The organism is Bacillus cereus (assembly GCF_002577405.1).
Taxonomy (GTDB): domain Bacteria; phylum Bacillota; class Bacilli; order Bacillales; family Bacillaceae_G; genus Bacillus_A; species Bacillus_A cereus_AU.
Map to the genome: position 1 here is coordinate 101931 of NZ_NULR01000003.1, position 17146 is coordinate 119076.

Below are 17146 nucleotides of genomic sequence, written 5' to 3' on the forward strand. Positions count from 1 at the left end.
ATCGGGCGGTATTTTTGTAATTAAGGTAGTATTTGTTTTTGATCTGTCGGGTATCCAATTGTCGAATGTTTCGAATGATTACGGACAGCAATAAAAATAGATATAATAACGACAAGACCAACTGCCACGTAAGAAAGTGAAATAATAGTTGGATCCACTTTAAATGTTGTAAGTAGTGTACGTATATTCGTAAAAATAATAAGGCCACCAACTAATACGCCAAGTAAATGAGATGGAACGATGCGTACTAACCATGCTGCAATTGGAGCTGCGACAATACCGCCAAGCATTAAGGAGAATACCCAAACCCAGCTTACTTGTTCCCAGCCAAGTGAGATGAAGAAGCCGATTGTTGCAGCGAGCGAAACAGGAAATTCACTCGTATCTACAGAGCCAATCACTTTTCTAGCTTCATTTCCTCTTGCAAGTAGCACAGGTGTCGTAATTGGACCCCAGCCACCACCGCCAGTTGAATCGACGAATCCAGCGAATAAACCGAGCGGTACAAGTTGTTTGGCAGACATGCGTTTTTTTGAAGCGACAATTTGTTTTTGAATAAGAAATCGTAATAAAATATAAACCCCTAAAGTGAATAAAAATATTGAAATGTACGGTTTAATCACATTGCCAGGTAAATTACTTAAAAAACATGCCCCAATAAATGCACCAATTGCTCCTGGTAATGTAAGCCTGGAAACGGTATATTTATCCACGTTTCCAAATTTAATGTGAGATGCACCAGAAGCGGCAGTTGTAACGACTTCAGCTAAGTGAACAGAAGCGGAAGCTACAGCCGGTGCGATACCAAACATTAATAATAGAGAAGTAGAGGTTACCCCATACGCCATACCAAGTGCTCCATCAATCAATTGAGCGAAAAATCCAATAATAGCAAAGACAATTAATTTCTGCATAAATAATCCCCCTGTAATAATAAATGAAAAAGGCACTTTTCCCGTATGAGAAAAGTGCCTTTGGTTTTTCCAATCAGCAATAATTAGATTTGTTTCATTATAATACACATTAATCGTATAAATCAACTAGGTTTTAAAGTTTTTTGAATTGAATGAAAGAAAAATAAAATATACAATAAAAGGATGGAGAGAAAGGGGAGAAAGACAATGTTAGCATTTGATCATCTCGTTCACGCAGTGCATTGCACACCGGAGGAAGCAGCAAAACAAATGCAGGAGCGTGGGTTTCATACTGCATTAGGTGGACAACATACAAACTGGGGTACTTGGAATAGTTTATGTTATTTTGATTTATCATATATAGAGTTTTTAGCCGTTCAACATGAAGAAAAAGCGAAAGAAGCAGAAAATCCATTAGTGCAGGAAACGGTCGTGAAATTACAAACTGGAGAAGGAATGCTACAAATCGCAATTCGAACAGATGCAATTGAAGAATTAGCAGTTAAGTTCAGAAAGCATGGCATACAAACGATTGGACCATTTGAAGGGAAACGTATGAGAAAAGATGGACGCCTTTTAGAATGGAAAATGTTATTTGTAAAGCAAGAAGAGAACGGACCGAAATTACCCTTCTTTATACAGTGGAATGTAACGGACGAAGAAAGAAGAATCGATTTACATAAAACAGGGACGATTGCTGAACATAAAAACAAAGTACAACAAATTGAAACGATTCATTATGCAGTGAAAAACGTTCGAGAAACGGTGCGAAAATGGAAAGAAGTAATGGGGCTAACGGCAAGCCGGATCGTGAAAAATGAAGAATGGAATGCAGAGTGTCAAAGCGTATCATTTGGTGACATTTATGTACAGTTTTGTGAACCAATTGGGGAAGGATTAGTACTAGAATGCTTGAAGAATCAAGGCGAATATCCTTTTGAAGTGGAGTTTAAAGGGGAAAATAAACGAGAGCATGAAGTGTTAGGTAGTTTGTACATATATTGAAAGAGAGAGTAAACCGAATTTTAGAAGATCATAATCATTTTTCATCCTATATTCCAAAATGGTATCAATCACAACATGTAGATATAATAAACAATAAATAACGGAGGAATTCATATGGATAAAATAGCAGTAATTTCAGATATACATGGTAATATTCCAGCTTTAGAATCTGTGCTACAAGATATTAAATTAAGAGGAATCGAGCGCATTATTTGTCTTGGAGATTTAGTCGGAAAAGGCCCTCATTCAAGCGAAGTAATTGAAATTATTCGTAAAGAATGTGAAGTAGTCGTAATGGGAAACTGGGATGATTTTATAACAAAACCGACTGAATTTGAAGCGTTAAAATGGCATCAAAAACAACTATCAGAAGAACAAAATGAGTATTTAAGAAGTTTACCATTTTCAATCGAGTTTTATATGAGCGGGAAACTCATTCGTATGTTCCACGCTTCACCGAGAAGTTTATACGAAAGAATTCAACCACACGCTGCAAGAGAAGAACGTGTTAGCATGTTCGAAAATAGTGACCTCACAGAGAATATAGAAGGAGAAAGACAACCAGATGTCGTTTGCTACGGTGACGTTCACCAAGCATTCGTTCAAAATTTCAGAGGCAAAACGTTATGTAATGCAGGTAGCGTAGGAAATCCTCTCGAAATTACACAAGCTTCCTATTTAATTTTTGAAGGAACTTACAATGAAAAAGAAGCAGCAAGTTTTTCCATCCAACTCGTACGAGTACCGTATGATATTGAATTAGCTATCAGACTAGCAGAAGAACTCGATATGCCGGAAATTGAAGAATATAAACAGGAGTTACGGACTGCTTTGTATCGAGGGTTTAAGGGGAAGTAAGCGAATAATAATATATCAACGATTTTTCAAATATATCTATCGTAACTTAAAATATATCAACGATTTTTTCGATATATCTAACACAACTAAAAATATATCAACAATTCGACAAAGAATATCGATTTACCGACAAATAGTGACATACTTTGTTACTTGTAATTATATTATGTAAACTAATTACAGGAGGAGATATCATGAACCGAAAACAAATCATTAAAGAAATTACAGGTCATATTTTAACGTTAAACTTAACGCATCCAATAAGAGTTGGAGTAAGTGGTATTACAGCATCAGGAAAGACAACATTTGCAAACGAACTTGCAGAAGAAATAAAGAAACGAGGAGTACCAGTAACACGCGCCAGCATTGACGATTTTCATAATCTAAGAGCGGTTCGATATGCGCAAGGAAAAGAATCTGCAAGAGGATATTATGAAGATGCGCACGATTATACAGCTTTTAAAGAAAGGTTATTAATACCTTTAGGGCCCGCTGGGAATTTACATTATGAAACGATTTCTCATAACTTAATAACGGATATCGCTGTACAGAATGAACCGCTAGTAGCCCTGCAAAATATGGTATTAATAGTAGATGGAACATTCCTATTGAAAAAAGACATTGAGCATTTATTTGATTACAAAATTTTTGTAGATACAGATTTTGAGATTGCGAGAAAACGTGGTGCGAAGCGGGAGACTGAAGCTTTTGGAAGTTATGAAGAAGCAGAGAAAATGTTTTTGAACAGATATCATGCAGCTTGTAAAATGTATATAGATGAGCATAATCCGAAAGAGTGTGCGGATGTTGTATTTCAGAATAGTGATTTAGAAAACCCAAAAGTTATATTTCATGAAAGAGAGTAAATGCGTAATCATAAATATATGTATAACCTTATATTTATTGTTATAATTCTCGTATAATGAAATTAATTTTCCGAAGTAATTTCCAGGGGATAAGGAAAAAAGGCAAGTTAAAAAACATAAAAAGGGGATAGAACATATAATGAATGAAGTACTAGAACTAAAAGAAGAACTACAACAAATTAAAAATAACAATTATGCTGTACCAGAAGATGTGGACGCATATCCATATGCACAGTGGATGCTAGATTATATCGGATCACCAGATGCTGAATTACGTGATGAACTAATTTATAGTACGCTTCACAAATGGATTACAAATGATGTATTTAGACAAAAAGAATTACGAGGATTAATGTTACAAGCAATTAGTCCTGATTATTTATTTTATAAAATTGGAGAAAAGGGAACAGACTCTGTTTTTAAACGTGCGTTCTCCGTATTAATCCCGCCACTTATTTTATCTGTTCATGAAAGAGAACCGTTGTTATCTGAAGAACAACTGTACAGTGTGGCAGAACAAGTGCTAGAATATGTCTATTTAGAAGAAGACGTAAGAGGTTACGTAGAAGGAAAAGGCTGGGCACATTCTACTGCACATGCTGCAGATGCGCTAGATGCTTTAGCTCGTACAATCCAAAATCGTGAGTTTTCATATGCAATACTAGCTGCTGTTCGTCAAAAGGTTCGTTTAAATGACTACGTATACATACACTTTGAGGATGAGAGATTAGTAACGCCAATTATGTCGTTACGTAACCAAAATCTTTTAACTGAAGAAGAATGGAGTAACTGGCTACATAGTATAGCAATCGTTGAAGACATCCCGCACCCTCAGTATGATATTTTAGTTCAAAATATTAGAGCTTTCTTAAGAAGTTTATATTTTAGAGTTTTAGAGACAGAGGGCAGTACAGCCTTTACAGATGATATATTGGAGACTTTGAAGGATTTGCGTAGATATTAAAAATACATTTTCCTAAGAGAAAAGTACATAAAACCACTACCTCCCAACCATACTAATAAAATGTGTTGGAGGTGAGTTTAATGGACAAAAAAGACTTTGAAAAAGTATATAATGATTACTTACATCAAGGGGAAGAGCAAGTTCAATTTGAAGTAGCTCAGAATGTCGTTTCAGGGGCAGAACAAATAATTGCCGTTCGTAAAAATGATGACGGGGATTTAATTGCTTTTAAAACAAGTGGCGGAAGAGAGTTAGATTATATTACTGCTCTTCATGAAGCAAAATCAGGGAAGTTAGCTCATTTGGACGTATTTCATAAGTATGGTAGAGATATTATACGTAGTGAACCGGATGGTATAAAGGAAAATAACTTAGATAATTTACCGTCTTTTTAAACGGGTAAACCTCAAGAAGAGAATGTTCATTTGGATATCCTCTTCTTTTTTTCTCTACAAATAGAAGGTTCATTTCGAAAGTGAAATTACACTTTTAAAGAGCTCTCTAAATTTCTCTTTATCTTCTGCTGTAAATGGTTTTGGACCTTTGGTGCGCTTGCCGCTTTTTCGAACCATTGCACTTAAATAACGTGTTTGTAATAGTTGGTCAATGTTTTCATTCGTATACTTATAGCCTTTATGGTGAAGAACGATACAGCCTTTTGCTAAAGCGAGCGAAGCAAGACCGTAATCTTGTGTAACGATTAAATCTTCTTTTTTTGCTAACTGCATAATCCGGTAATCCGCAGCATCTGCTCCAGAATCAACATAAATTGTTTCCACACCTGCTGGCTGTTTAGCATTAGAATAATGAGAAAAGCTAGTAACGAGGGTAACAGGAATTTCCACCTTCGTAGCTTCAAAGATTATAACATCTTTTACAGGGCATGCATCTGCATCAACGTAAATTTTCATTTTTATCACTCCTATAAAGTGAAACTTGAATTAGTGGGAGTTTTACTGCCCACAAATAGCGGGATAAATAGGTTCGACTTGATAATAATGGTAGATTTATCTTTTGTCAAACAAGATCTCTTTACCTAATGTTATTTTTCACAAACCAAAATAGCTTCACGCAAACGAGCAATACCTTCCTCAATTTGATCAATATTCACTTTCCCATAAGATAAACGAATATAACCATCTTTCGCGCCGAAAATACTACCTGGCATAAAGGCAATTTCTTGTTTTAAACTTTGCATAATGAGTTGTTTTTCGTTTATCGGTTCTTTTAATTTTCCCCATATGTATATACCGCCGGTCGGGTTTGAAAAAGAGATTTTATCGTGAAGGTGCTCGTTTAGGGCACGGACGATAACGTCTCTTTTTTCTGCTAGTTGTTTTCGTAACGGTACGATATGCGACTGAAATGGTACAGTTTCAAAAAATTGTTGCATAAGCCACTGCGGGAATATACTCATTCCTAATTCCATTTGATGCCGTGCATCTGATAATCGTTCGACTACAGACTGCGGAGCGACAAGCCAGCCAACTCGTAACCCTGGCGCGATCATTTTTGATAAGGAATGTACATAAATGACTGTTCCGTTTTCATCAATCGATTTCAAAGTAGGGCAAGGTTGTTTATTTTCTAGCGTTAGTAAACTGGACGGATCATCTTCAACGATCGCAATTCGTAAGTCTGCGCAAAGTGATAACAGCTTTTTTCTACGGTTTGGATGAAGCATCGTTCCCGTAGGGTTTTGGAAATTTGGATTTAAAAAGATCATTTTAATACGATGCTTTCTATATAACTCTTGCACATCGTCTGGATTAATACCGTGTTCATCGACAGGTAATGGGAAAATACGAATACCTGCTGATTGGAATAACGGCAGGGAATAACAGTGCGATGGACTTTCGAAAGCGACTGCATCACCAGGATTTAGTAAACATTGTACGATAAGGTGAAGTGCTTGTTGGGCGCCAGATGTAATCATAATCGATTGTTCGGTCGCTTCAATTTTTAAATAATCTTTCATATATTTTACTACCGCTTGTCTGAGCGGGAGATAGCCCTGGGGATGATCATAACTTAATGACTGCGTTAACGGTTGTTCTCGTAAAATCGTTTGAAGTTGATCGTGAGGATAGAGGTTACAACCGAGCTCTCCATTAGCGAAATCTATAATATTTTCATTTTGCTGTACTTCTGCCCGAATGTGCCGGAGTAACGGTAAGTTTGGTAAAAAAGTACCACCTTCTACGAAATTTCTCCAGTTTGGCGTTAATGTTGGAGAAACGCCCCACATATGTGTACTTACACGTGTACCTTTACCGGTTGTACTTTCTACAATTCCCATAGCGCGAAGTTCATTATAAGCAGTCGTTACTGTACTTCGGTTTACATTTAACTGCGTAGCTAATTTCCGTTCTGAAGGGAGGAAGCTACCTGGAGGAAGCTCTCCGTATGTAATACGTCTTTCAATAAAGTCAACAACTTGCTGATAAATAGGTATTTTACTGTCATTATCTAGCTTCCATTCCATACAAACGCCTCCGCATCTCTTATATACATCAAGTATAACAAATTGGCTGGGTAAAAAAACAGCCAATTGGACGGTGTTATATCCAGCCAATTTTACTATGCTAAATAGGGAAGGGGAGATTCGGATGAAAAGATGGCAAATGGAGTGGCTCCTAGTATCAGTTGCATTAGTATGGGGAGCAAATTATACAATTGGAAAGTATGGTGTGGCATTTATGTCATCCATTCAATTTAATAGTTTACGATTTTTAGTAGCATCACCGGTATTATTACTTATTACTTTTATAATGGAACGCTCATTACGTATTGAAAGAAAAGATTGGTTACGATTATTAGCAGTCGGCATCGTTGGAACGACGATGTATCAAACGATGTTTATGCTATCTGTGAAATATACTTCAGCAACGAACGCCTCATTATTAATTGCGATGTCACCTATATTTACAGGGATATTAGCAGTATTACACAAACAAGAACGTTTTTCGATGAAAGTGCAAATTGGTTCGATAGTAGCATTTATTGGTGCAGCATTCGTTTTATTAACAGGGCATACAGGAGGAGCTACTTACGAGTATGCATGGCTCGGAAATATAATTGGATTAGTCGCAGCAATTGCGTGGGGATGGTATCCAATTTTAGCGCAACCTCTCATTACAAAATACTCTGCAATGAGAGTCACATCATGGTCTACTTTAATTGGAATTGTACCTCTCGTTGTATATTGTTTATTCAATGTAAATACATTAACGTGGCCAGTAGATATGCCAAGCTGGGGTTCTCTAGCATATTCGATCGTCTTTGCGACAATCTTCGGACTTGCCATGTGGTATGTCGGTATTAGTAAAATCGGCTCAACGAAAGTAATGGTTTATATGTATCTTGTACCATTGTTCGCAGTTATCTTTGCAGCTGTAACAATCGGAGAGGAAATCAATATGATGCAATTAGTTGGCGGTCTTATTATTTTCATCGGTTTATATGTAGTCAAAAAAGGCGGAATCAAAAAGCCTGCTCTCAATTTGAAAAAAGTAAGTTAGTAGTAAAAATGATCTCTTTCACATAGAAGGAGATCATTTTTTATTTCGTAATAAAATCGCTTGTTCAATGGCCCATTTTTGATGATCATGAATGAGAAGCTCTATAGCAAGTAAAGGAGACATCCACCGCAAAACATGATCCTCCTCATAGTGTTCAGTTTGTTTCTGCACCATATTAGCAATATAAAAGAACCCATCGTTTAAATAATATGTATCTTCCTTTTCAGAATAAAAATATCGCATTGCATTACCGATATACTGCTCAATTTCAATTGCCCATCCTAATTCTTCTAGTAGTTCACGATGTAAGCATTCATCTTTTGTTTCAGTACCTTCCATACCGCCACCAGGTAAAAAGTATCGTTCCCCTTTTTGGACAACAGCAATCTTTGAAGAAGTTGAGTTAAAAATAATTGCATAACAACTAGGTCGTAATACATATTGCTCAGTAAGCTTTTTACAACCAAAAGTAAGTTTAGACATCATAAAACACCTCATCTTTCTATAAAATACATAAAAGGAATATTAAGGTAAAAATGGAATTGTATAAGTATAATCTTATGAGATGGGAGTGATACCACAATGATAAATCGAAAGTGTTCACGCTGTAAAGAAATAACAGGTACATTGCACGGTGGTAAAAAAATTAAGGAAGAATTTCTATGTGAAGATTGTTTGCAAAAAGGAATTGCGAGCGGAGAAATCGAATTATCACAAGTGGAGCAAGAACAAACTTCGTATCTTTCTATAAAAATATTAAAAATAATGAGTGTTATCTATTTAATAGCATCTATTTTGATGGCTTTTTCAACTGGTCCATTTATACATAATATAGGATTTGATGAAATATCCATTTCAGGCCCAGAATTAGGTTTAATAAGTATTGTTATGCTAGGATCTATATTTCAGTCAGTTCTTGTATTTTGCGGGATATGGGTATTCATCCTTTTAGTAGAAACAGTCATTAAAATTTATGAAAAAATGAAGTGAGTGAGAGGGAGAAACATATGCGAGTAAGAAACATCCAAAGGGAAGATTATGTAAAAATTCATTCTGTTTTAAATGATTGGTGGGGCGGGAGAGACATGGCTGGCATGTTGCCAAAATTGTTTTTCGTCCACTTTCAAGAAACGAGTTTTATTATTGAAGAAGAGGGAGAAACGTTAGGTTTCTTATGCGGATTCTTTTCACAAACGCATAAAGAGGAAGCGTACGTTCATTTTATCGGAGTAAATCCGAAGTATAGAAGAAGAGGAATCGCATCGACATTGTATTCTTATTTCTTCGATGTCGCTCGTGCAAATAATCGTAAAGTTGTAAAAGCAATCACATCACCAATTAATAAAAAATCGATATTATTTCATCAAGAAATCGGTTTTCGAATTGAGGCTGGGGATGATGAGGTAGAGGGTGTATCGGTACATACAAATTATGATGGGAACGGCGGTAGTAGAGTTTTGTTTTTGAAACATGTGTAGAGAAATAAGCTTTACCTAAACGCACTAAGTTAAATGTATATGAAAATGTTATCCGTTGCATAAAGAATGGTTGACTTTGTTAGCTTGATAGAAGGTAGTCTGATAGTCGAAAGGAATTTCGGTAACATAATTCATCTAAAAAAGAGGGATCTATATGAATTTTGAGAGGGATAGATATTTTTTACAGATGGCATTGGAAGAAGCAGAAAAGGCGTTAAAAGAAAACACCTATCCAGTAGGAGCAGTTATTGTTGATGGAAATAATAATGTCATTGCAAGAGGAAGGAATAGAGTGCATCCGCAAAAAGACATAACAGCTCACGCAGAGATAGATGCTATTCGCAATGCAGGGGAAGCAATGTTTGATGCAAAAATAAAAAATGAGAAGTTTACTATTTATAGCACGTTGGAACCGTGTCCAATGTGTACAGGTGGTATTTTATTTGCAAAAATACAGAGAGTAGTCTGGTTACTAAATGATGATTTAGGGTTTGGTGGATATAAAAAGATAAAAAATGCTTTAGTTTTCGAAGGGAAATTTAATAAAATCGACATGGTGGAAGAACCATTTGAAGACTTAAAAACAAGACAAAAAGAACTAATGAGACAATGGGAGCTAAATCCCAATAATATTATTAACTTGCGTAAGGTTATAAAAAAATAGTTGTTTCTTTAAATTAAATCGGGATACCGCCACATTACCATCAATTTAAAAAATATAGTGAAATTATATCGATTTAACAATAAAATATGGAAGAACCTATTACGAATAGAAAGCCGTCCTAAAAGTATTCTAGGATGGTTCTTTTTGTTGTGAGGAGCTAGAAATATGGAGAGTAAACAAAGTAGAAATGAGTATTTAAGACGCATACATAAGGTTCAAGATTATATAGAATCAAACATAGACAGTTCACTATCCATTGAAGAGCTAGCCGATGTAGCAGGATTTTCAAAGTATCATTTTCATAGAATTTTTAAAGGAATAGTAGATGAACCGTTATCCCGGTATGTGAATCGCTTGAAGTTAGAAAGGGCAACAAACCTTCTTACATATCGATTGGATATGACGATTACGGATATCGCTTACCATTTTGGTTTCACAGATTCAGCAGTTTTCTCTCGGACATTTAAAAGTTATTACGGTGTAAGTCCGTCTCAATATCGAAACCATAATAGCAAGAATTGCAAAGACGTAAGTGAACTTTCTCAATACAATGAATGTAAGAAGGTTCGAGGAAATGTTGAAATTGTAACAGCGGACGATATAAACGTCGCATACATAAGACATATCGGTACATATGAAGAGTTAACTATAGCTTTTCCGAAAATGATAGAGAAATTATTTCATTACGCAGCTAAGCAAAACTATCATGTATTTGAGGATACGAAAGTATTAACCATTTACCACGATCATCATGAATTTACTGAGGATTATCATTTAAGAACAAGTCTATGTGTAACAATTTCAGATGAATCCACAGTAGAAACGAATGACGTTGGAATAATGGTAATACCTTCTGGAAAGTATGCAGTAGGGCATTTTGAAATATTCCAAGATGAATATAAAGGAGCATGGGACTTTATATACGGTGAATGGCTGCCAAATAGCGGATATAAACCGAGAGATTCGTATCCTTTTGAAGTGTATAGAAATGATCCAAAGAAGCATCCAAAGCATAAACATATAGTTGATATATATGTACCTATCGAACCTTTTTAATTATAGGTTAAAGGGGAAGGAATAATGAAAACTGCTGAAAAGTTAGATCAGATTATAAAAGAAGAATATAAAAATATGAATGGTATGTTAGTAGTACAGAAAGGTAATGTTATTTTTGAAAAATATTATAACGGTCACGGTCCAGAGGATGCATTTCATGTAGCGTCAGTTACAAAAACGATAATCTCTGCGCTAATTGGGATATGTATAGATAAAGGCTATATAAAAAGCGTTGATCAAAAAGTAATAGAGTTTTTCCCTGAATATAAACTTAAGGCATCTGAAGTAACAGTACGCCATCTTCTAACAATGACAGCGCCATATCCTTTTGTAGACTGGCAAGAACCGTTAGAAGAACTATGTACACAAGAGGATTGGGTACAGTATACACTTAATAGAATGGGGAACGGCGGAGAAATCGGATCTTTTAAATACTCATCTGCAGGAGCGCATGTACTATCAGCAATTATTACGAGCGCAACAGGGAAAAGTGCGCGTGAATTTGCCAATGAATATTTATTTCAACCACTTGGTATGAGAGAAATTCCAAACTACAATATGAAAGCATTTGGATTCGATGACTTATTCGGAAAAGATGTGAAAGGGTGGGTTCACGATCCAAACGGTATTTCAACAGGTGGCTGGGGACTTACGTTGACAGCTAGAGATATGGCCAAGTTTGGAGGTTTATATTTAAACGAAGGTACTTATAATGGAAACCATATTCTTTCAAAATCATGGATAAAAGAATCAACGGAAATGAGCGAGAATCAATATGGTTACTTATGGTGGTTAAGAGAAGAAGATGGGGTCTTTTCATACAGTGCAATGGGTGATGGTGGGAATGTGATTTGTTGTATTCCGGAGGAGGAATTGGTGGTGGCCATAGCAGCTGGAATTATATTGGAAGCTAAGGATATATGGGAGTTAATTAAGCGATGTCTATAGTTAAATTTAAAAATCTTCCTACACTGCAGGAGGATTTTTTCTTTTATTAAAGTTTATTTAAAAATTAAAATTAAGAAAATCCTTTTTTGTTTATTTTGTATATTTGCTACTAATTTTAGCCTACTAGTTTAGCTGTTAATACAAATATAATTATATTTGTATAATAAAAACGTTTCATGTATAAGTATAATGTGTTAATATCATAGCTGGAATGGAGAAAGGTATGTGCATTTTTTGTATGAATAAACAGGGTCTTTTGTTGTAAGAAAGGAAAAGGAAGGTATTTAGGTATGTATGGTATTTTTATGTTTTTATTAGTGTTCGGAATGATAATCAGTGGGTTATTCATTGTTAGATTTCATAAGAGAATGGACTGGCAAAAAAGAATGAAAGCAATTGTAGCATGTCTCGGATGTTTTTCAGTTGCATTCATTTGCATTGTATTTGTTCCGAAAAAGGACACTTTTACGGTAAATGAATCGAAGGTAAGTGAAGAAACGACAAGTGAAGAGGATTCAAAAAAAGAAGAAGTAACTTCTTCGGATGAAGTAAAGAAAGATAAAGAGCCTATATATAAAGAGTATAGTACAGAAGAAATAAAATCTTTGTTTATTACTGGTATGAGTACTAAGGAATTTGATGATAAAAAAGAAGAGAGTAAAATAAAAGTACGAAATTATAATAACTATAATCCAGCTGGACTATACACATTTGATACTAAAGAGGGACAAATTGTAGCAGTAGTATTAAATGCAAAGGAAGTAATTAAAGTTGAAACATTAAATAATCAAGAATCATTAGGGAATTTCATTAAAGATGAAGAAAATAGGATGAACGAAGAAAAAAGAATTGCAAATGAAGAAGCGAATAAGCAATTAAAGGAATTATATGAAAGCAAAAAGAATAAAATGGAAGGTTCTGGAGACTCTGTCACAAATAAAATACAACTAAATTCAGGCTTAGCATTCTTTGATTTTAATAATACGGGTTCCAGAAACTTTATTGTATATCTAAAAGATAGTAGTGGTAATACGATAGAATTGTTAGTAAACACTATCGGAAATTATTCAGGAAAAGTATCTACTACTATTCCAGTAAGTGGAGAATATTATTTAGAAGTAAAATCAAGTAGCAACTGGAATGCTACTGTAACACAAGAAACACCACTTGTATCTGAAAAGGTTCCAGGTACGATTAATGGTCATGGTGATGACGTAGTTTTCATCGATGTTCCTAGTGGAAACCATATTGTTAAATTAAAACATACAGGTTCAAGGAATTTTATTGTTAAAGTGAACGATCAGAATTTGTTAGTAAATAAAATTGGTGCATACGAAGGATCATCTTCTCAAGTTTTCGAGAATTCAGGGATGTATAGCTTTGCGATAAAAGCAGATGGTGATTGGAGTATTACAATAGAGTAGTATAATGTATTTATAACTCTTTTAATAAAATGAAAAGTTAATAAAAAAAGAAACCCTTTTGATTAATTTTTTCAAAAGGGTTTCTTTTTTGTTTATGAACTTGAAAGTGTATTGGCAAAATAAATTATTCACCCGTAACTTTCCACAATAAAAAATCGTTAAACAAATGAATAGATTTTTTATCACGAATGGGGGAGAACCATGAAAATTCTAATACTAGGTGGTACACGTTTTTTAGGAAGAGCTTTTGTAGAAGAGGCTTTGAACAGAGGTCATGAAGTTACATTATTTAACCGCGGAACAAACAAAGAAGTTTTTCCTGAAGTGGAGCAGCTTATCGGTGACAGAAATGGTGATGTATCAAGTTTAGAAAATCGAAAATGGGACGCGGTAGTCGACACGTGCGGATTTTCTCCGCATCATATTAGGAATGTTGGAGAAGTATTAAAAGATAATGTAAACCATTATATATTCATCTCAAGTCTTTCCGTATATAAAGATTGGATTCCGCATCGCATAAAAGAAGACTATATATTACAACCTGAACCAACGGGTGAGCAAATAAAGGCTGTAGAGAATGGTGAAATATCTCCTTATGAGCATTACGGTGCGCTTAAAGTATTATGTGAAAAAGAAGTAGAGAAGTATTGGCCGGGGCGTGTTTTACATGTAAGGGCAGGGCTTCTTTCAGGAATGTTTGATTATACAGATCGGCTTCCATACTGGATTGGGCGTGTAGCAAAGGGCGGAAAAGTGTTAGTTCCAGGAAGAAAAGATCGTCCAGTGCAATTAGTCGATATAAAAGATGTCGCGAGCTTTGGACTCAACATGGCAGAAAATAATAAAGCAGGTACATTCAATATAACAGGTCCGAATGATGAATTGACGATGGAAGAGCTATTAAATACGTGTAAAAAGTTTACGAATAGCGATGCTGAATTTGTTTGGGTCGATGAATCGTTTATGAATGAACATAAAGTGCAGCCTTGGACAGAGATGCCTTTATGGCTTCCCGAAACTTTCCCATTAGAAGGTGAAACGAAGCCGTGGAAAGGTGGATTTTCTATTAGTGTCGAGAGTGCCGTTAAAGAAGGGCTTACTTTTAGAAGTTTAGAAGATACAGTTACAGACGTGTATGGGTGGATGAAGGAAATAGAAAATAGGGAATTAAAAGCAGGTATTTCAAAGGAAAGAGAAAAGGTGCTGTTAGAAAAGTGGCATGAAATAAAGAGAGTTTAAATAAGAGCCCAATGAAAAAGGACTCTGTCTATTTGCTAAACAGAGTCCTAATATTCATCTACCATTCAATCGGTTCTTCCCCGTACATTTCCCACAGCTTAGGAAACATTTTTTTCAATCCTTCTTCGTCATCTTCATCCCAATCGAATTCAATGTCGTCATTATAAGTTCTTTCATTAGTTAGTACGTGATAAAGTGTAAAGTAAGTATCATCTTCATCCCCGGTTTTTTCTGCATATACAGTGTAACCGAAGTATAAAGAAAGTTCTTCAATATTTGGTACATCATACTCACTTAAATTTTCTAATACAGGAATTACCCGTTCAGGATCTTCAATACACGCTTCGTAAGTTTCTTTTCCTTGATATAATAACCATCCACGGAAGTAATCAAAACAATCATCCGAACAACCGCCTAAAATAATATAGGCTGCTGCCCATAAACGAGAAGTATAGGAAGCTTTTAATATGCGATGCATATGCGTATCAAAAGCTACAATTTCATGTACTGTACGTTTAGCGAGGTGAGAAGTAAGCCATTCTATTTGTTCTTCTTGATCTTCGCCTTTCGTTTTTGCACGAACGAGTAGTTCCCAAAATTCTTCTTCTGTTATCGTTTTTTCTTTTATGTAATCTTCCCCTAAAATTGGGTCTATATATCCCTTTTTACGTTTGGAAGCAACTAGTTTGTTAGCTTCTTTCATACATTCTTCTTCTGTTTCAAACTCTTTCGCTTTCACGCTGCCAGCTGTGCCAATTTTCCCATAAAACACAACGTAGTCTTTTTCTTTCACAACGATTTTCCAAAACTTATTGGATTTCTCAGTTTGCTGGATTAATAACGTTTCCATTCGTACCCCCATACTGTTTTTCTAGTGTGCAATGTGATTGTAACATATGTATATACACTTGTAATGATGAAAAATAAGAGTTCGGAAAATTCGAAAATGATTGAATGAAGTGGGCGAATTTAGTAATCTTATTTGTACATACATAATCGTTTTTTTATAATTCGATATTTAATATATAAGGGGGCATTACAGATGGATCTTACGTTTAAAGTAGAGGAAACATGTTTTAATTACCGTGTCGGAGCAATTTGTAAATACGATAATAAAATACTCATTCAGCAAGGTGAAGGTGAAGATTTTTGGTACGTACCAGGCGGAAGGGTGAAAATGCTAGAAAATAGTGAAGGTGCATTAAAACGAGAGCTTGCAGAAGAACTAAATGTTCCTATTGAAGTGAAGAGATTAATATGGTCAGTAGAAAATTTCTTCACACTTTCTGAGCGAAAGTTTCATGAGATTAGTTTTTATTACGAAGTAGAGCTACATGAGTTACCTGCAAATGGAGAAGATCAATATATTTTGGAAGAAGAGGGAAGGAAGTATTTATTTAAGTGGGTGCCGGTAGAAGAGTTAGATGCATATAATTTACAGCCCGCGTTTATAAAAGAGAAAGTAAAGGATATAGCAGTTCATACAGAACATATCGTCTTACAAGATTAAATGTATTCGGAGGGGAGAACGGTGAAGGGGACTAAAAAAGAGATACATATAAATGACAAAGCAATTCATTATACACATATAGAAAAAGGTTCTAGTACGGTTTGCTTTATGTTCTCAGGTTCAGGATACAATTACGATAAGCCGTTATTTTATTATGCGACGATGTTAATGCTTGAACATAAAATTGATGTTGTACATATTCATTATTCTTATGATGGACAATTAATGAATAAACTAATGGAAGAAGTAACGAAAGTAATGATGGATGATATTCATCCTATAATGAATGAAGTATTAAAAGATGAGCAATACAGTCATACAATGTTTTTAGGGAAATCACTTGGAACGATTCCAATTGCGAATGGTGTAATGAAGAGAGAAGAGTTTTTGCAGTCAAAAATGATATTACTTACACCTTTACTGACGTTTGATACGATTTTTGAATCTATCTTACATAGTGATCATGAAGGGCTTTTAGTAATTGGAGACAAAGATCACCAATACAATGCAGATCAAATTAATCAGTTACAAAATACAAATTTAAAAATTGATGTTATCAAAAACGCAAATCATTCTGTAAATGTTGGAGAATATGAAACAGAAAATTCAATTGAAGCAATAGCGAAAATAATAGAAAAGCTTAAAGAAATTGTTAGGGAAAACTAACTTATCAATACATGCAAAAAGAGGTGCGAATTG

At 35.0% G+C, this 17146-nt stretch carries 20 protein-coding genes and 1 pseudogene; 16 read left to right on the forward strand and 5 right to left on the reverse strand.

The genetic code is table 11. From position 1 onward, the window contains the following. Nucleotides 1-20: 20 nt before the first annotated feature. Nucleotides 21-914, reverse strand: coding sequence for a sulfite exporter TauE/SafE family protein (locus COC96_RS05375; protein ID WP_088229536.1), 894 nt, complete (start codon nt 912-914; stop codon nt 21-23). 207 nt (nt 915-1121) lie between these two features. Here COC96_RS05375 and COC96_RS05380 point away from each other — a divergent pair, with 207 nt between their 5' ends. From COC96_RS05380 to COC96_RS05410, 6 genes and pseudogenes are all read left to right on the forward strand, one after another. Beyond that, nucleotides 1122-1919 carry a VOC family protein gene (locus COC96_RS05380; RefSeq protein WP_098768424.1) on the forward strand — a complete coding sequence of 266 codons (798 nt, stop codon included), beginning with the start codon at nt 1122-1124 and terminating at the stop codon, nt 1917-1919. After that, nucleotides 1907-2020, forward strand: a pseudogene (locus COC96_RS05385) (aminoglycoside phosphotransferase family protein); the annotation flags it as partial. The gene COC96_RS05380 and the pseudogene COC96_RS05385, both read left to right, overlap by 13 nt. A 13-nt stretch (nt 2021-2033) precedes the next feature. Then, nucleotides 2034-2777, forward strand: a complete 744-nt coding sequence (locus COC96_RS05390) for a metallophosphoesterase family protein (protein ID WP_098768425.1) — start codon at nt 2034-2036, stop codon at nt 2775-2777. A gap of 194 nt (nt 2778-2971) precedes the next feature. After that, the gene (locus COC96_RS05400) at nt 2972-3643 is read left to right on the forward strand and encodes a uridine kinase (protein WP_098768427.1); all 672 of its coding nucleotides are present in this window, start codon (nt 2972-2974) and stop codon (nt 3641-3643) included. 139 nt (nt 3644-3782) lie between these two features. Then, nucleotides 3783-4607 carry a DUF2785 domain-containing protein gene (locus COC96_RS05405; protein WP_098768428.1) on the forward strand — a complete coding sequence of 275 codons (825 nt, stop codon included), beginning with the start codon at nt 3783-3785 and terminating at the stop codon, nt 4605-4607. An 80-nt stretch (nt 4608-4687) separates the two neighbouring features. Further along, nucleotides 4688-5002 carry a DUF3892 domain-containing protein gene (locus COC96_RS05410; protein WP_098768429.1) on the forward strand — a complete coding sequence of 105 codons (315 nt, stop codon included), beginning with the start codon at nt 4688-4690 and terminating at the stop codon, nt 5000-5002. A gap of 69 nt (nt 5003-5071) precedes the next feature. On the opposite strand, the gene COC96_RS05415 is transcribed toward COC96_RS05410, so the two are convergent. Beyond that, nucleotides 5072-5518, reverse strand: coding sequence for a YaiI/YqxD family protein (locus COC96_RS05415; protein WP_098768430.1), 447 nt, complete (start codon nt 5516-5518; stop codon nt 5072-5074). Nucleotides 5519-5649: 131 nt separating this feature from the next. After that, on the reverse strand, nt 5650-7092 hold the full coding sequence (pdxR, locus tag COC96_RS05420) for a MocR-like pyridoxine biosynthesis transcription factor PdxR (RefSeq protein WP_098768431.1): 1443 nt from the start codon (nt 7090-7092) through the stop codon (nt 5650-5652). 124 nt (nt 7093-7216) lie between these two features. On the opposite strand from pdxR, the gene COC96_RS05425 reads away from it, so the two are divergent. Continuing rightward, a complete protein-coding gene (locus tag COC96_RS05425; protein WP_098252471.1) occupies nt 7217-8128 on the forward strand; it encodes a DMT family transporter in 912 nt (303 codons plus the stop codon). Between the two features lie 33 nt (nt 8129-8161). On the opposite strand, the gene COC96_RS05430 is transcribed toward COC96_RS05425, so the two are convergent. Then, the gene (locus COC96_RS05430; protein WP_098768432.1) at nt 8162-8614 is read right to left on the reverse strand and encodes an NUDIX hydrolase; all 453 of its coding nucleotides are present in this window, start codon (nt 8612-8614) and stop codon (nt 8162-8164) included. Nucleotides 8615-8710: 96 nt separating this feature from the next. On the opposite strand from COC96_RS05430, the gene COC96_RS05435 reads away from it, so the two are divergent. From COC96_RS05435 to COC96_RS05465, 7 genes are all read left to right on the forward strand, one after another. Next, the gene (locus COC96_RS05435; protein WP_098266304.1) at nt 8711-9118 is read left to right on the forward strand and encodes a DUF3980 domain-containing protein; all 408 of its coding nucleotides are present in this window, start codon (nt 8711-8713) and stop codon (nt 9116-9118) included. Between the two features lie 17 nt (nt 9119-9135). Beyond that, nucleotides 9136-9606: a GNAT family N-acetyltransferase gene (locus COC96_RS05440; protein WP_098768433.1), complete on the forward strand. Its 471-nt coding sequence runs from the start codon at nt 9136-9138 to the stop codon at nt 9604-9606. A 154-nt stretch (nt 9607-9760) separates the two neighbouring features. Beyond that, nucleotides 9761-10270 (forward strand): nucleoside deaminase, encoded by a 510-nt coding sequence (locus COC96_RS05445; RefSeq protein ID WP_098252468.1) that lies wholly within the window; start codon nt 9761-9763, stop codon nt 10268-10270. 165 nt (nt 10271-10435) lie between these two features. Further along, on the forward strand, nt 10436-11326 hold the full coding sequence (locus COC96_RS05450; RefSeq protein WP_098768434.1) for an AraC family transcriptional regulator: 891 nt from the start codon (nt 10436-10438) through the stop codon (nt 11324-11326). Between the two features lie 24 nt (nt 11327-11350). Next, nucleotides 11351-12274, forward strand: coding sequence for a serine hydrolase domain-containing protein (locus COC96_RS05455; RefSeq protein WP_098768435.1), 924 nt, complete (start codon nt 11351-11353; stop codon nt 12272-12274). A 290-nt stretch (nt 12275-12564) separates the two neighbouring features. Then, nucleotides 12565-13698 carry a hypothetical protein gene (locus tag COC96_RS05460; RefSeq protein ID WP_098768436.1) on the forward strand — a complete coding sequence of 378 codons (1134 nt, stop codon included), beginning with the start codon at nt 12565-12567 and terminating at the stop codon, nt 13696-13698. Nucleotides 13699-13899: 201 nt separating this feature from the next. Next, nucleotides 13900-14937: an SDR family oxidoreductase gene (locus COC96_RS05465; protein ID WP_098768437.1), complete on the forward strand. Its 1038-nt coding sequence runs from the start codon at nt 13900-13902 to the stop codon at nt 14935-14937. A 58-nt stretch (nt 14938-14995) separates the two neighbouring features. Here COC96_RS05465 and COC96_RS05470 read toward each other — a convergent pair whose 3' ends face one another. Beyond that, on the reverse strand, nt 14996-15787 hold the full coding sequence (locus COC96_RS05470) for a DUF4240 domain-containing protein (RefSeq protein ID WP_098768438.1): 792 nt from the start codon (nt 15785-15787) through the stop codon (nt 14996-14998). 192 nt (nt 15788-15979) lie between these two features. On the opposite strand from COC96_RS05470, the gene COC96_RS05475 reads away from it, so the two are divergent. Both COC96_RS05475 and COC96_RS05480 read left to right on the forward strand, forming a co-directional pair. Continuing rightward, nucleotides 15980-16447 carry an NUDIX hydrolase gene (locus COC96_RS05475; protein WP_098266311.1) on the forward strand — a complete coding sequence of 156 codons (468 nt, stop codon included), beginning with the start codon at nt 15980-15982 and terminating at the stop codon, nt 16445-16447. Continuing rightward, on the forward strand, nt 16448-17113 hold the full coding sequence (locus tag COC96_RS05480; protein ID WP_098768439.1) for an alpha/beta hydrolase: 666 nt from the start codon (nt 16448-16450) through the stop codon (nt 17111-17113). Nucleotides 17114-17146 lie beyond the last annotated feature (33 nt).

Bases quoted from the DNA above. Each gene is read 5' to 3' on its own strand.
- COC96_RS05375 (WP_088229536.1), bottom strand. From the start codon at position 914: ATGCAGAAATTAATTGTCTTTGCTATTATTGGATTTTTCGCTCAATTG.
- COC96_RS05380 (WP_098768424.1), top strand. From the start codon at position 1,122: ATGTTAGCATTTGATCATCTCGTTCACGCAGTGCATTGCACACCGGAG.
- COC96_RS05390 (WP_098768425.1), top strand. From the start codon at position 2,034: ATGGATAAAATAGCAGTAATTTCAGATATACATGGTAATATTCCAGCT.
- COC96_RS05400 (WP_098768427.1), top strand. From the start codon at position 2,972: ATGAACCGAAAACAAATCATTAAAGAAATTACAGGTCATATTTTAACG.
- COC96_RS05405 (WP_098768428.1), top strand. From the start codon at position 3,783: ATGAATGAAGTACTAGAACTAAAAGAAGAACTACAACAAATTAAAAAT.
- COC96_RS05410 (WP_098768429.1), top strand. From the start codon at position 4,688: ATGGACAAAAAAGACTTTGAAAAAGTATATAATGATTACTTACATCAA.
- COC96_RS05415 (WP_098768430.1), bottom strand. From the start codon at position 5,518: ATGAAAATTTACGTTGATGCAGATGCATGCCCTGTAAAAGATGTTATA.
- pdxR (WP_098768431.1), bottom strand. From the start codon at position 7,092: ATGGAATGGAAGCTAGATAATGACAGTAAAATACCTATTTATCAGCAA.
- COC96_RS05425 (WP_098252471.1), top strand. From the start codon at position 7,217: ATGAAAAGATGGCAAATGGAGTGGCTCCTAGTATCAGTTGCATTAGTA.
- COC96_RS05430 (WP_098768432.1), bottom strand. From the start codon at position 8,614: ATGATGTCTAAACTTACTTTTGGTTGTAAAAAGCTTACTGAGCAATAT.
- COC96_RS05435 (WP_098266304.1), top strand. From the start codon at position 8,711: ATGATAAATCGAAAGTGTTCACGCTGTAAAGAAATAACAGGTACATTG.
- COC96_RS05440 (WP_098768433.1), top strand. From the start codon at position 9,136: ATGCGAGTAAGAAACATCCAAAGGGAAGATTATGTAAAAATTCATTCT.
- COC96_RS05445 (WP_098252468.1), top strand. From the start codon at position 9,761: ATGAATTTTGAGAGGGATAGATATTTTTTACAGATGGCATTGGAAGAA.
- COC96_RS05450 (WP_098768434.1), top strand. From the start codon at position 10,436: ATGGAGAGTAAACAAAGTAGAAATGAGTATTTAAGACGCATACATAAG.
- COC96_RS05455 (WP_098768435.1), top strand. From the start codon at position 11,351: ATGAAAACTGCTGAAAAGTTAGATCAGATTATAAAAGAAGAATATAAA.
- COC96_RS05460 (WP_098768436.1), top strand. From the start codon at position 12,565: ATGTATGGTATTTTTATGTTTTTATTAGTGTTCGGAATGATAATCAGT.
- COC96_RS05465 (WP_098768437.1), top strand. From the start codon at position 13,900: ATGAAAATTCTAATACTAGGTGGTACACGTTTTTTAGGAAGAGCTTTT.
- COC96_RS05470 (WP_098768438.1), bottom strand. From the start codon at position 15,787: ATGGAAACGTTATTAATCCAGCAAACTGAGAAATCCAATAAGTTTTGG.
- COC96_RS05475 (WP_098266311.1), top strand. From the start codon at position 15,980: ATGGATCTTACGTTTAAAGTAGAGGAAACATGTTTTAATTACCGTGTC.
- COC96_RS05480 (WP_098768439.1), top strand. From the start codon at position 16,448: ATGTATTCGGAGGGGAGAACGGTGAAGGGGACTAAAAAAGAGATACAT.